Raw genomic sequence first — 14,138 nt, forward strand, 5'->3', positions numbered from 1 at the left:
ATCACGCGACACGAAATAGGCCAACAGGCCTCTCAGGATTAACGGAGAACAAGATGCTGTGTCTAGGATTGAGTGGCGGCCTCGACAAGGTCTACGAAAACCCCCTTGGACTACCGGACACGTTTCTGCACGACGGCGCCGCGGTACTTGTCAAGGACGGGCGCGTGATCGCTGCCGTGGAGGAGGAGCGCCTCAACCGGATCAAACACTCAAACAAGCTCCCGAGCAGTGCGATCGAATACTGTCTTGCAGCCGCGGGTGTGGAGCTTCGCGACGTCGATCGTATTGCGTTCTACGCTACTGAAGCCTATTGCAATGCAATGCTGGAACGGTTGTTCATCTCACAACCGGAAATCTCAATTCCTCTGGATGCGAATCTGCTGCTACGGCACCTTCTAGCCACGGAGTTCGGTACCCAAGTGGATTCTTCCCGGGTGTCATTCGTAGGCCACCATCAGGCCCACGCCGTGAGCGCTCTGGCCATGTCGGGTTTTGAAGAAAGCCTGGTCCTCGCGATCGACGGTTGTGGCGACTTCCTGTCGGGTCTCTTGGCTGTCGGGTCAGGCAGCGAAATGACCGAGCTTATGACGTTTCCAGAGAATAACTCTCTCGGACTGTTTTATCTGGAGACGATCCGATATCTCGGCTACGGCCTGTTCGACGAGTATAAGGTTATGGGACTGGCTCCTTACGGAGATCCCGCACGCTATCGCGAGCTCTTTTCGCAATTTTATGAGCTCTCCGCAAACGGTGGCTACCGCGTTCACCTCGAACGTATCGGCCCGGCATTGCTGCGCAGTATCGAGGTTCGGCGAAAGGGAATGCCGTTCACCCAACAGCATCGAGACGTGAGCGCATCGTTGCAGGAGGCGCTGGAGCGGATCGTGTTTCATATTCTTCGGCATTACCGTGAGTCGACCGGAATGAAACGGTTGTGCCTCGCTGGGGGGGTGGCCCACAACTGCACGCTGAACGGAAAACTCCTGTATTCAGGCCTGTTCGACGACATCTTCGTGCAGCCGGCCGCGCATGACGCCGGATGCGCATTGGGCGCGGCACTGATGGTGTCGAACGAGGCCGGGCAACCGGCGCCCCGCGAGCGATTACAGTCGGTCTATTGGGGGCCAGATGTCGGCAGCGACGACAGCATCGAACAGGAACTGAAGGGATGGGCCGGACACCTCGAGATTGAGCGGACCGCTGACGTCGCAACCAGGGCAGCCGAGTGGATGGCTGATGGCGCCGTGATCGGGTGGGTACAGGGCCGGTCGGAGTTCGGCCCTCGTGCGCTCGGCAACCGCAGTATTCTTGCGGACCCGAGGCCCGCGGCGAACAAGGACCGGATCAATGCGATGGTCAAGAAGCGTGAGAGTTATCGACCATTTGCGCCATCGGTTCTGGAGGAGGATGCGGGCGCGTTCTTTGAGCTGCCGGATGGTCGCGCAGAATACCCCTTCATGAATTTCGTCGTTCGCGTGCGTGAATCCAAGCGTGCTTTGCTGGGCGCGATCACGCATATCGATGGTACGGCTCGGCTGCAAACGGTTTCCCGCACGAACAATGCCTCCTATTGGGAACTCATCAACGCGTTCAAGAGCCGGACCGGCGTCCCGATTTTGCTTAATACGTCGTTCAACAACAATGCCGAACCGATCGTAGATTCCGTTGCCGATGCGATTACGGCGTTTTTGTCGACCGAGCTTGATGGCCTTGTGGTCGGTTCATTCCTCGTCAAAAAGCGGGCGACAACGCTCGAAAGCTGGACTGCACTCGCAGTATCACTGCCGCCCCATGTATCTCTTTACCGGGTTCGGGCTCATGCGGGCCGAGAACGCCAGGAGACGGTCTCCGAGATCCGCATGGGTCACTCCAGCCAGGACAGCGTGCGCATCTCGCATGACCTGTTCGACATGCTGATGCAAATTGAGAAGGAAGCTGTTCTTGCCGATCTTCTCGCCAGGGTCACCTCTGACAGGACTAGGCGAGAAGCTCTCGTGAACGAACTGCGCGGGCTCTGGGATCTGCGCCGTATTCGGCTGCATCCGTCACAGACTCCGTGACCGAAAAAAGGTGAGCAATGCGCAAGAGGCTCTTTGGAGGCCTCTTGCATAACTGCCAATCGCGGTGCCGTGGAGGAGGGGTTGCAGGTTGTTTGCCTTGCGTCTAGGTGACCAGCCGTCCATTGGTGTCGATCGGGATCGCAGATGCTAGGTGCGCCACACAAAACTGATCTTGCGCAACGAGAAGGGCTTGATAACTTGACCAAGGAACGCTTTGTTATTTCTCGGAGGCGTACCGGCTTTGGTGACTGCCTCTGGTCGCTGGCGTCAGCCTGGTCGTACGCGCAGCGGACCGGGCGGACGCTCGTCGTTGACTGGCGCGGTTCCTGCTACATCGACCGACCGTTCAGCAACGGCTTTCCGGTGTTCTTCGAGCCGGTTGAGGACATCGCTGGGGTACCGGTGATTTGCGACGACCGGATCAACCAGCTCTCGTTTCCCGGACCGTTCTTCCCGCGGTGGTGGAATAGGCCATCGATCGACTGCATCGATCGTCCGGATGAGCAGATCTTCCGAGAACGTGACGAACTGACCGAGTTGTTCCAGGCAAGAGAAGATAACGCCGCCAACACCATTGTCTGTGACGCCTGCCTGATGTGGCGTTGTGGCGAGGCAGCCGAACGACTGATCTTTCGGAGCATCAAGCTCAGGTCTGAGATTCAAGCGCGGATCGACGCCTTGTATGAGGAACACTTTAGCGGCCATAGCATCATTGGCGTTCATGTTCGGCACGGCAATGGCGAAGATATCATGGAGCATGCGCCGTACTGGGCCAATTCGGAGCTCGCCCTTCGTCAGGTTTGCATGGCAATCCGTAAAGCCGAGGCTTTGTCATATCCAAAGCCTGTAAAGGTCTTCCTTTGCACGGACAGTGCACAGGTGCTCGAGCGCCTATCGGGTCTGTTTCCCGATGTCTTCGCCGTACCAAAGCGTTTCCAGGCCGATCGGGCAGGGCCGTTGCATAGTGCGGAAATGGGAATTGAAGGTGGAGCTTCCGCTCTGATCGATATGTATCTTCTTGCGCGATGCGCTACCGTGATCCGCTTTCCCCCCACCAGCGCCTTCACGCGCTATGCCCGTCTGCTCGTGCCACGGATTATTGAATTCGACCAGAGCAATCCGGAGCGCTTGACCATGATCGATAATCCATACGAGCATTTCGCGGCTTCCTGAAGCGCCAGGATCTGCGCCTGAACAATGGCGGGCTAGATCATCGGTCTGATACCGTTGGCTTCGACACGATCGAGTTTCGCAACGTGTCGCGGGAACGTTGGATGGCGACTTCCGTCCCGCAAGCGACGGCTGACCGGCGTACTACCACCGATGCGGTGCGTGGGAGGGCGAAGGCCTGAGAAGCGTAAGGCCAATGCCAGCGGGCGCCGGCGGCCTTGCCCCCCAATGCTTCGGGCCCTCCGGTGTAACTCGAGTCGCGAGGAAAGTTTATGGTTCTGTCATCCTCCCGCCGAGTCTGCCATCGCTAGCCAGACGGTGAAACGCACGCAATAGTGGTCCGGGTTGCCGAGGAAATCTGACGTAACAGACAGTCACGTCAGAATGTCCTAGCAGCAAGGAGGCGCGTCCGGTAGATGGATCGCCTTTGCTGGGCAACCCTTTTGCGGTCAGCTCCTTTTCTGGACGACGGCCTTGTTCATGCTGGCTCGCAGAGTCCTTTCGAACGGAGGTGTGATGAACGGCGCGGCCGGCGGCCAATCGATATTGCTCAAGAGCCGTATGTGCGGCCGCGCGTAACCAGGCCGAGAGCGACTTGGACGAACCGGCCATTGAATCCTGATCTCCGCCAAAGGCAGCTAATCTATCTTGTCCAGCGCGGATGACCCACAGACCACTCGTGGACTGGTGACGCAGTCAGCTCGCCATGGAAATCCCAGCCTCTCGGCTCGAAGACGTAGCGCACGCAGTGGGCAGCACCCGGGAGCTCGACGACAGTCATTACTACGGCGCTGCCGGTGTCGAAAAGCAAACAGGCCAGATGTTCGGAACCTGCCATTTGCGTCGTAAAAGCGCGTCACCTGTGCCCTGCATTGCTCTGGCCCAGATTTTGCTCTAAGTGCACAGGCGTGGGGAGCGGAATGGAGTCGCGTGTGAATCTAGGTCTACCAGATGACAATGCGGTCGCAGCTCAATCGTCGGAAACGGGCCCTCGTGGTCCAATTCACGCCCATGGAGCGGGTCGTCCGCTGCGTGAGCGGAAGACGCTGGTATTGACCGGGGCATCGCGCGGTATCGGTCGCGCCACCGGAAAATTGTTTTCGGAAGCCGGTTGGCGCATCATTGCTTGCGCGCGCCAACCATTCGACGCGGTGCGCTGCCCATGGGACTCAGAGGGGGATAGCTATATCGAAGTCGACCTGAGCGATCATCGAATGCTACCGCGCGTGATTGCCCAGATAAAGGAGCGCCTGGCCGGCGCACCGCTGCAGGGACTGATAAACAATGCCGGAAACTCACCAAAAACGCCAAACGGTGCCCGGCTTACGTCGCTGGCGACCTCAGTCGATACCTGGATGAGCGTGTTCCACCTCAATCTCGTCGCACCGATCCTGCTCGCTCAAGGTCTGTTCGATGAGCTAAAAGCGGCTTCAGGCTCGATCGTCAATGTGACTTCGATCGCCGGAGCGCGGGTGCATCCATTTGCAGGCACGGCATATGCCACGTCGAAAGCTGCGCTCGCTTGTCTCACGCGCGAAATGGCGCACGATTACGCCTCACATGGCATTCGCGTCAATGCGATCGCGCCCGGCGAAATCAAGACGGACATTTTGTCGCCTGAGACGGAAGCGTATCTTGTGCCAAAGATCCCACTACGCCGGGTGGGTACACCCGAAGAGGTCGCCAAGGTCATTTTCTTCCTATGTTCAGATGCGGCAAGTTATGTCACTGGCGCCGAAGTGCCGATCAATGGCGGGCAACACTTGTGAGTGAATCCGTCCTGGCGAACCCGGCTAACTGAGCTTCACCGATGGAAGCCATGTTGGCCGGGGCGAATCCGCGAAGCGAGTTGGAAAGAATAAAGCGGAAAACCTAGTCACTGTAAGTGCTGCCGGCGTGCCATGACGAGGCGTCATCTCTCGCCCGCGCCCTGAGAACTGGATGTCAGATCGAGGCAGGCATGCAACACGAGTCTAACAAGTCCGATCGAGGTGATGGGGAGGATCAAGAAAAGAACGGAGAAGTCATTATGCTGGACAGCGTTTCCCTGCCCGAAAGACCAAACTCAACGTCCGACGCGGGCCCTTCCACTTCTGCGGGCCCCTCGCCTTCTATTCTGCCGTCGCAAGAGAAATCGCTAACCACGATCTTTGAAATAGCGCACACGCTCACTGGCCTATGCCGGCTCGAAGCCAAGCTGGCGAGCGTCATCGAGCGTCTGCCATCGCTTGTGCAGATGCGGCGCGGCATCGTATGTCTGTTCGAACATGACGGGATGCCCGAGATCATCGTAGACGACGGCCGGAGCGAAGGGCGCGACGCGCGTTGCGGGGGGCGCTTGCCGCAAGGAGCAATTGATCAAATCGTGGCGACGGGGCAGCCGCTCATCGTCCAGAACGTAGCGCTGCATTCGATCTTCAGTTCTTCGGAAGTGGAGATGATGCTAGACGCCGCCGGTAATACGTGTGTTGCCTTCATCGGCCTTCCCATAGAGATCGACGAGAAAGTTGTGGGTACGCTGAGCATCGACCGCATCGCAGACAACGGGACGCACGCGCAGCTCGAGGACGACGTCCGCCTGCTGACGATGGTCGCAAGCCTTCTGGGCCAGACGGCGAAGCTGCATTGCGTGCGCGATCGCGGGCGGCTTATGGACGAGGAGTTCCGGCTGCAGAAGCAGCCGTCGTCCGAGCTCAAGCCTCATGGGCGGGAGCGTAAGAAGGTCCAAGTCGAGGGAATTATCGGCGATAGTCCGGCGTTGCGCGCGATGCTTGAGAAGATCGAGCTGATCGCACAATCGAATAGCACGGTTCTGTTGCGTGGCGAATCGGGTACCGGCAAAGAGCTGGTCGCGAAGGCGATTCACGAGCGTTCAGCGCGCGCCAAACGCCCCTTTATCAAGCTGAATTGCGCAGCCCTCACCGAGACGGTGCTGGAATCCGAATTGTTCGGTCACGAGAAGGGGGCGTTTACGGGCGCATTCAACGCGCGCAAGGGTCGCTTCGAACTCGCGGACAAGGGAACGTTGTTTCTGGATGAGATTGGCGAGATCTCGGCGTCGTTCCAGGCGAAACTCCTGCGCGTGCTTCAGGAGCAGGAGTTCGAGCGGGTGGGGGGCAATCAGACGATCAAAGTCGATGTCCGCATGATTGCTGCCACGAACAAGAATCTTGAAGAGGCGGTGGCAAGCAAGGAGTTTCGTGCCGATCTCTATTATCGCATTAGCGTGGTTCCTCTGCTACTGCCGCCGCTGCGCGAAAGACGCACTGATATTCCGCTTCTGGCCGCTCGATTCTTGAAGAACTTCAGCAATGAGAACGGCCGTGCTCTGGTCTTCGATTCGAGTGCGATTGACGTTCTTATGAATTGCGGATTTCCCGGTAATGTCCGTGAGCTGGAGAACTGTGTGCAGCGGACCGCGACCCTGGCGCACGGATCGTCGATCGCAAGAGACGATTTTGCCTGCTGGCACGGGCAATGCCTGTCGGCCACGCTATGGAAGTGCGGGCCGGAGCAAGTGGCGCGACAGGCGAGCCCGATAATCTCACTTCCCGCGAGGCTGAGCATGCCGCCGACACAAGCTGTGGCACACGTTCAGCCGGTCGGGAGCGAACCGACCCCGCTAGAGCCGACCGGCCGACCTAACATAGGTGCCGCCAAGGTCACAGATCGCGAGCGCGTAGTCGCGGCGATGGAAAGGTCCGGGTGGGTACAGGCCAAGGCGGCGCGCTTGCTTGGACTGACGCCGCGCCAGATTGGCTATGCCTTGAGAAGGCACGGTATCGAGATCAAGCGCTTCTGAATAAACAGTCGGCTCGCCTCTCTCTCGATCGCGGCGCGGTACGAGAGCGTGCCTCTGGTCCATGAAGCGGATACGAAACCGGTGTGCGCTGCTTGGGGGTGGCCATGCCGGGAGCGTAAGCCATCTTCGCGTCAGCCGCGTGCTGGTTATCGTCTGCTTGCAATGTATTCGCCCTATGAGCAGCTCGTCGCAGTCACAACGGTCTCACCGTCAGTCGCCAGCCGTTGCATTCGTCTCTCATCGGCGAAATGACCTGGGGTGGTATGACAGTTGCTATTCGTGGGGAGCCTACTCAACATCTTAGGAGAAGCATATGCACACCGTCGTCTGCATCAAACAGGTCCCCGACTCCGCACAAATCCGCGTGCATCCCGTCACGAATACGATCATGCGTCAGGGGGTACCGACAATCATCAACCCATATGATCTGTTCGCACTGGAAGCTGCGCTCGAGCTACGAGACAAGTTCGGCGGCGAAATCACTGTTCTGACAATGGGGCCGCCGTCGGCCGAAGAATCTCTTCGAAAGGCGCTGACATTTGGTGCCAATCGTGCTGTCCTGCTCACTGACCGTAGTTTCGCGGGCTCCGATACGCTGGCGACGAGTTACGCGCTGGCGTGCGCGATTCGCAATATCGGGAAGGAATATGGCCCACCAGACGTCGTATTTACTGGCAAGCAGACTATCGACGGCGATACAGCGCAGGTGGGACCTGGCATTGCAAAGAGGCTCGGGGTCCAGCAGCTTACTTATGTTTCCACAATCAAAGCGTTGGACTTCAAAGAACGTACGATCGATGCGGAACGGCGCTGCGAAGGAGGAGTCCAGGTGCTGCGTTCCAAGCTTCCTTGTCTCATCAGCATGTTAGAGGCAAGCAATCAAATTCGTCGCGGTGCGATGATCGACGCTTTGCGTGCGGCCCGTGCCTCAATTGTAAAATGGAGCGCTCAAACTGCCGGCGTGGATGACATGGGCAAATGCGGTCTGAGGGGGTCGCCGACCGTGGTCAAGCGTGTCTTCGCGCCCTCCGCACGAGCGGAGAAGGCCACGTGGGTGGAAGCGGCCGAGCAGCCGGCGCAAGCGTTGATCGACGCCATGTTCAAGCGCAACCCTACGCTCGAGACGGAGCTCGCACAGCTTGCGCGCGGTACCTCATCCGCGCAAACTAGTGGAGCGACTCTAACGCTTGTTTCCCGCGTTTGACAGCGGCGAGGACGCGCTTTGGATCGGCGGTCCATACGAAGAGTTTGGGATCGGCGTTTGTCTCGGCGACGAAGCGGTTGATGGCGACTTGCAGGTCAACGACGGATCGGAACACGCCTCGCTTGAGGCGACGGCGCGTGAGGCGAAGAAGCCTTCGACCGCATTGAGCCAGGATGCAGAGGTCGGGGTGAAGTGGAACGTCGAGCGGGGATGCCGAACCAGCCATTGGCGTACCTTCGGATGCTTGTGGGTCGCATAGTTTGTCGACGATGGCGTGGATTACTTTCCCTGCCGGGACCTGCTCCTCGATCGTGTTGAGGAAGCGAATGAACTCCTGGTGGCGATGGCGCTGCATGTTGCGGCCGATGACGGTGCCGTCGAGGATGTTGAGGGCAGCGAACAGCGTGGTGGTGCCGTGACGTTTGTAGTCGTGGGTCATCGTGCCGGCACGGCCCGGCTTCATCGGCAACCCTGGCTGGGTGCGGTCGAGCGCCTGAATCTGGCTCGTTTCGTCGACTGAGAGGACGACCGCATGGGCGGGAGGATCGACATAGAGGCCGACGACGTCCTTGAGTTTTTCGGCGAACTTCGGGTCGTTCGACAGCTTGAACGTACGGATGCGATGCGGCGCGAGTTGGTGGGCTTCGAGGATACGCTGCACCGAACGCAGGCTCACCCCTGCGGCTTTCGCCAGCATCCGGCCGGTCCAGTGGGTTGTTTCTCCCGGCGGCGGCCCGAGCGCCAGGTCGACCACTCTCTGCACGGTGCCCGTCGGCAGCGGTGGTTTGCCGGGCTTTCGCGTCTTGTCGCGCGTTAGCCCTTCGACACCCTCCGCCATGAACCGGGCCTGCCATCTCCACACCACGGGCTTGGATTTGCCCGAGCGGCGCATGATCTCGGCGGTGCCACAGCCGTCGGCAGTGGCAAGAATGATGTTGGCCCGCCACACATGCTTCTGAGGTGCGCTGCGATCCGAGACGATCGCCTCAAGCCGATGGCGGTCCGCCCGGGTGACCTTTACGATAGTTCCTGCTCTCATGCCCAGAGCTTGAACTGCTTCGGTCGATTTGGGAATCTCCGAATGAATCAGACCACTAGAGGTGCGTGAAGTCGCCGCTGATCGAGCCGAGCCGGCGATGGCCTGGGCCGTGGTCATGCATTGGCCCCTCGCTCGGTGCACCAGGCACGATCAAGCTTTTCGATCGCTCGCCAAGGTTTTACGAGCTGCGATACACCTGTCCACTGGGGAATTCATGCGGCCTCAAGACGTGCCCCGCTAAGTTTGCTTGACAGCGCACGTGGAGCTCGCGCGAGGGATGTATCTCCCTCGCGCGAGCTCTGCCGTATTTCAATTAACCGCAAAGTGCGAGCGTTATCATCGCGCCGCTCGACCACAGAACGAATCGAGCGTGGCGGTAGTGCTCAGCCATTCCCGGTCAACATCAGCGGCGGGTCGTCCCGATACTGCTCGATGTTGCATAGGAAGAACCGTGACTCGCAGAGTGACACGCGGACCACCGTGAGATCACCGCAAGCACCGCCTCGCACCCCGTTCAGTTCAGTCTTCGACGTGAAGAACCCGGTGGCTGCTAATGCGGGGTAAATTGCGGGCTTAGGGCCCGGTTAGACCGCTCGGGTCGCGACAGCTTCGCAACTCTCTTGGTGTTTCCTGGATAAATCAGGAGTGCGGCGATAATGCCGAGAAAAGCTGCAAACATCAACCAAAAACCCGGTGAAGCCTTGTCGCCAGTCCGATCGATGAGCCAAGTCGATGCGAGCGGCGTAAAGGTGCCAAAGAGAGCTGCGGCGAGTGCGAAAGCCAAAGAAAAGCAGGTTGTGCGAACGTGCTTCGGCACGATTTCGACCAGAGCGCCCAACATGGCGCCGCTATAGGTGCCAAAGTAGAACGAGAACATCATCTCCACTACCAGCATCTTGCCAAAGCTTGGGTCGGTCACAAGCCAAGACAACGCCGGATACACAGTCACGAATGCAAGGCCGGCAATGGTCAGCAAGACTGGCTTCCGACCGATTCTGTCAGAGATCGCGCCGCCAATTGGGTTCCAGATGAAGTTCGTCACGGCGACCAAAAGCGTCACCAAGAGCGTGCTCTGCGAGGACAGCTGCAATACGTGCTTGCCAAACGTAGGCGTGTACACTGTGACGAAATAGAAGGTCGTGGTCGTCAGCATCGCGATCATCATGCCGAGAATGACAATGCGCCAGTTCGCAAATGTGGAGGCAAAGACTTCGCGGGCGGTTGGGTGGGTCTTCATGACCAGAAACTCTGGAGTTTCCTCCAGCGTGCGGCGCAGGAAGAAGATAAGCGGAACGATCAAGCAGCCAAGGAAGAATGGGATCCGCCAGCCCCAGGCAGCAACCATTTCGGCCGGAAGTGCTTCGCTCAAAAAATATCCGATAAGAGCCGCGACAAAGATCGCAACCTGCTGGCTCGAGGACTGAAAGGATGTGTAAAAGCCGCGGTTGCCCGGAGTGGCAATCTCGGAGAGGTAGACGGAAACGCCGCCAACCTCAACGCCGGCAGAAAAGCCTTGCAATAGCCGTCCGAACAGCACGATCGCAGGTGCGGCAATGCCGATTGTTGCATAGCCGGGACAAAAGGCGATGATGACGGTGCCAATAGCCATGATCGAAAGCGTGATGATCAGGCCTTGCCTACGGCCAATCTGGTCAATATAGGCTCCAAGCACAATCGCGCCAACAGGTCGCATCAAGGCCCCCAGCCAGAACACACCGAAGGTGTTAAGCAGTGAAGCGGTTTCGCTTCCTGATGGAAAGAATGCGTTTCCGATGGCACTGGCGTAGAACCCGAACAAGAAGAAGTCGAACTGCTCGAGGAAGTTGCCGCTCGTCGCACGTAAGATGGCGCCAATGCGCGATTTGGCATTTGACGCTTGCGCGATGGACGCTGGTGACATGGCGAGTTTCCTCTCGGTTTGAAATGGCCGGGTCCGGAGAAAGTCTCACGCCAGCCGAGTGCAGTTTTATGGCCGCGAATCTGCCATCAGGGCACTATCGACTAACCCGTAAGCGCCTGACGTTTCCGGCATATTTTCGGCAATGCCGCAAACTCGCACAGTCGCTCGCGTCGCAGGAGTGACTCTCAAGCTACTGAAACCTCGGGTAATTCTCGGTGACAAGATTGTTGTCGGTGGCGTGGCCGAATTTCTCATTGAGCGCACCAACATGCAATGAAAGGAAGGACGAGATGCATGGCATACAAGCGGCAGGGAAGAGCTCCGTGAGATGTCGTGCTAGAACAGCTCGCGAGCCTGCGATTGGGGGCGAGGCGCGTTAGCATCTCACCCGATGTCCAGCGATTTGGCCTCGAGTTGCTCAAGTTAACCTGAGGCTTGACGGAAAGATTTGGTGAGCGTGCTCGCGATCGAGCCCGTCCGATAGCGCCGATCGCAATGCCCGGCAAGTGCCACGTTATCCTTCGAAGCGAGGCGCGCTTCGTTCGAGGGGCGCTGCGGTCCTAACCCGGTCCAAACCCGTACTGAGGGGGAGGAACATAGCGGGCCCTCCCCAGCGATAACGGGCATTCGTTTGGATCGATCGAACAGGATCATCTGGCTTCCACGCCGTATGAAAAACCTGGATGTTCGTCACGAATTATGATCCAGGTCCAAGCAATCGGACTGCCATGATAAGTCATATGCGACTCCTTGCTTGCCGGAGGCAACGCCACGCCAGCCTCGCAACCTGATTGGCCAGGGATTTTGCACATGAGTCTCAGCCTCCGTGAGCAAGGGCTATGAACCGGCACAAACCATGCGGTGGCATCGGGCCAGGAGCCGGGCGGCACATCGCAAATCGATTTGACAGAGGTTTGTGCGCATTCGGTATCTGACCTCGACAAATGCAGGTCGCGTCACCTTGCCTCATTCGACGGTTACCGATTTCGCGAGATTTCGGGGTTGGTCGACGTCCGTGCCCATCAGGGTGGCCGTGTGGTAGGCCAAAAGCTGCACCGGAATGGCATAGACAATCGACGCAAATGTCGTACCCATCTCCGGCAGCACAATCGTCGCAAGTGAATCCATGGATACCTCTGCGGCTCCCCGCGCGTCCGTTATCAGGATAATCTTGCCGCCGCGTGCGGCGACCTCCTGCATATTAGAGATGGTCTTTTCGAACACCCGGTCGCAGGGAGCAATGACGACTACGGGAACGCTCTCGTCGATCAAGGCGATCGGGCCGTGCTTGAGCTCTCCGGCCGCATAGCCCTCGGCGTGAATGTAGGAGATCTCCTTCAGCTTCAGCGCCCCCTCCAAGGCCAGTGGAAACGACGTGCCGCGACCAAGATATAGCACGTGACGCGATTTGGCGATGTCGCGTGCGAGCTTCTCGATCTGCGGCTCGCTGGCAAGCGCCACTGTAACTAGTCGCGGAATTTCGATCAGCGCTCGCACGAGATCGACCTCGTCGCTCCCCTGCAATTCACCGCGCGCCTTGCCCGCAGCGACCGCCAGCGCGCCCAAGACCACGAGCTGGCATGTGAACGCCTTGGTCGAGGCAACGCCGATTTCAGGTCCGGCGAATGTCTGCAACACCGTCCCGCTTTCGCGCGCAATGGTCGAACTCAGTACGTTCACGATCGAGAGGGTATGCAGGCCTTGCGATTTGGCATACCGGAGCGCGGCCAGCGTATCGGCCGTCTCGCCCGACTGCGAGATGAAGATGGCAAGATTTCCCTTGCGCATCGGCGCCTCACGATACCGAAATTCGGAGGCGACATCGAGCTCGACCGGAATACGAGCCAGCCGCTCGAACCAGTATTTGGCGATATGGCCGGCGTAGCCTGCCGTACCACAAGCAGCGATCGAGATATGTCCGATCTCGTTGAAGTCGAACGGAAGCTCCTGCGGCAGTGCCACGCTCTCGGTGGCGATATTGACGTAATGCGCCAGCGTCTGCCCGATCACCTCTGGCTGTTCGTGGATTTCCTTCGCCATGAAGTGGCGGTAGTTTGCTTTGTCCACGAGAACCGACGACGCGCCAGATTTCACCACCTCCCGGCGGACAACCGTGCCTTGTGCGTCGTAGACCACGCTGAAGTTGCGGTTGAGCACAGCCCAATCGCCGTCCTCAAGGTAGGTGATCAAGCCAGTCAGGGGCGCGAGCGCGATGGCATCCGATCCGAGATACATTTCGCCTTCGCCATGCCCGATCGCGAGTGGTGAGCCCTTGCGCGCACCGATCATGAGGTCGTGTTGACCCTTGAACAGGATTGCAAGCGCAAATGCGCCGACTAGTCGCGGCAGCGACGCTTTCACTGCCTCCTGCGGCGAGCAGCCATCTTTCAGATAAAAGTCGATGAGATGTGTCACCACCTCGGTGTCTGTTTCAGAGGCGAAACAGGCACCATGCTGTTTTAGCTCTGCTCGCAGCTCGCGAAAATTCTCGATTATGCCGTTATGGACGACTGCAACATTGTCCGTTGCATGCGGATGAGCATTGTGCTCCGTCGGCTTGCCATGAGTAGCCCAGCGCGTGTGCCCAATCCCGACATGGCCTGAGAGCGGATCGCAGCGAACGCGTGTCTCAAGGTTCCTCAGCTTGCCCTCGGCGCGTCGAAGCTCGATATGATTTCCTTTGAGCGTCCCGATGCCCGCTGAGTCATAGCCGCGATATTCCAGTCGCTTCAGTGAATCGATGAGACGATCTGCGACCGGACCGCGCCCCAAGATGCCGACAATTCCGCACATTTGATCAGTTTACCTCAAGTTCAAAACAAACCGTCGCGCAAAGGCGCGCGTGACCAATTCGCGGCTATAGTTATCGGCCAGTCTAGCCGTGCCTGCCCTTCATCGCGCACGCGGCACCCCGAGGTGCGCGAGCTCCAAGCAACACGTGGAGCCCTGTCGAATTCACCGGA

The 14,138-nt window shown here is 58.7% G+C and carries 7 protein-coding genes and 1 pseudogene; 5 read left to right on the forward strand and 3 right to left on the reverse strand.

Going from position 1 to position 14,138, the window contains the following annotated elements; all coding sequences use genetic code 11:
* Positions 1–53: 53 nt before the first annotated feature.
* From IVB19_RS37625 to IVB19_RS37645, 5 genes are all read left to right on the forward strand, one after another.
* A complete protein-coding gene (locus tag IVB19_RS37625; protein WP_247822190.1) occupies positions 54–2,060 on the forward strand; it encodes a carbamoyltransferase family protein in 2,007 nt (668 codons plus the stop codon).
* Positions 2,061–2,258: 198 nt separating this feature from the next.
* Complete coding sequence (locus tag IVB19_RS37630; protein WP_247822191.1) at positions 2,259–3,233, forward strand: nodulation protein NodZ; 975 nt, start codon at positions 2,259–2,261, stop codon at positions 3,231–3,233.
* Positions 3,234–4,162: 929 nt separating this feature from the next.
* On the forward strand, positions 4,163–4,999 hold the full coding sequence (locus IVB19_RS37635) for an SDR family NAD(P)-dependent oxidoreductase (RefSeq protein WP_247822317.1): 837 nt from the start codon (positions 4,163–4,165) through the stop codon (positions 4,997–4,999).
* Between the two features lie 260 nt (positions 5,000–5,259).
* Positions 5,260–7,032, forward strand: a complete 1,773-nt coding sequence (gene nifA / locus IVB19_RS37640; protein ID WP_247822192.1) for a nif-specific transcriptional activator NifA — start codon at positions 5,260–5,262, stop codon at positions 7,030–7,032.
* A 313-nt stretch (positions 7,033–7,345) separates the two neighbouring features.
* The gene (locus IVB19_RS37645; RefSeq protein WP_247822193.1) at positions 7,346–8,236 is read left to right on the forward strand and encodes an electron transfer flavoprotein subunit beta/FixA family protein; all 891 of its coding nucleotides are present in this window, start codon (positions 7,346–7,348) and stop codon (positions 8,234–8,236) included.
* Here IVB19_RS37645 and IVB19_RS37650 read toward each other — a convergent pair.
* The 3 genes and pseudogenes from IVB19_RS37650 to glmS all read right to left on the reverse strand — a co-directional run bounded on the left by IVB19_RS37650 (position 8,199) and on the right by glmS (position 13,968).
* Positions 8,199–9,275: pseudogene (locus IVB19_RS37650) on the reverse strand (IS630 family transposase). The gene IVB19_RS37645 and the pseudogene IVB19_RS37650 overlap by 38 nt on opposite strands.
* Before the next feature lie 550 nt (positions 9,276–9,825).
* Positions 9,826–11,175: an MFS transporter gene (locus tag IVB19_RS37655; protein ID WP_276017746.1), complete on the reverse strand. Its 1,350-nt coding sequence runs from the start codon at positions 11,173–11,175 to the stop codon at positions 9,826–9,828.
* Between the two features lie 966 nt (positions 11,176–12,141).
* Positions 12,142–13,968: a glutamine--fructose-6-phosphate transaminase (isomerizing) gene (gene glmS, locus IVB19_RS37660; protein ID WP_247822194.1), complete on the reverse strand. Its 1,827-nt coding sequence runs from the start codon at positions 13,966–13,968 to the stop codon at positions 12,142–12,144.
* Between the last annotated feature and the right edge of the window lie 170 nt (positions 13,969–14,138).

Origin of the sequence: Bradyrhizobium sp. 187 (genome assembly GCF_023101005.1) — a bacterium.
Taxonomy (GTDB): Bacteria; Pseudomonadota; Alphaproteobacteria; order Rhizobiales; family Xanthobacteraceae; genus Bradyrhizobium; species Bradyrhizobium canariense_D.

Bases quoted from the DNA above. Each gene is read 5' to 3' on its own strand.
- IVB19_RS37655 (WP_276017746.1), bottom strand. From the start codon at position 11,175: ATGTCACCAGCGTCCATCGCGCAAGCGTCAAATGCCAAATCGCGCATT.
- nifA (WP_247822192.1), top strand. From the start codon at position 5,260: ATGCTGGACAGCGTTTCCCTGCCCGAAAGACCAAACTCAACGTCCGAC.
- IVB19_RS37625 (WP_247822190.1), top strand. From the start codon at position 54: ATGCTGTGTCTAGGATTGAGTGGCGGCCTCGACAAGGTCTACGAAAAC.
- IVB19_RS37645 (WP_247822193.1), top strand. From the start codon at position 7,346: ATGCACACCGTCGTCTGCATCAAACAGGTCCCCGACTCCGCACAAATC.
- glmS (WP_247822194.1), bottom strand. From the start codon at position 13,968: ATGTGCGGAATTGTCGGCATCTTGGGGCGCGGTCCGGTCGCAGATCGT.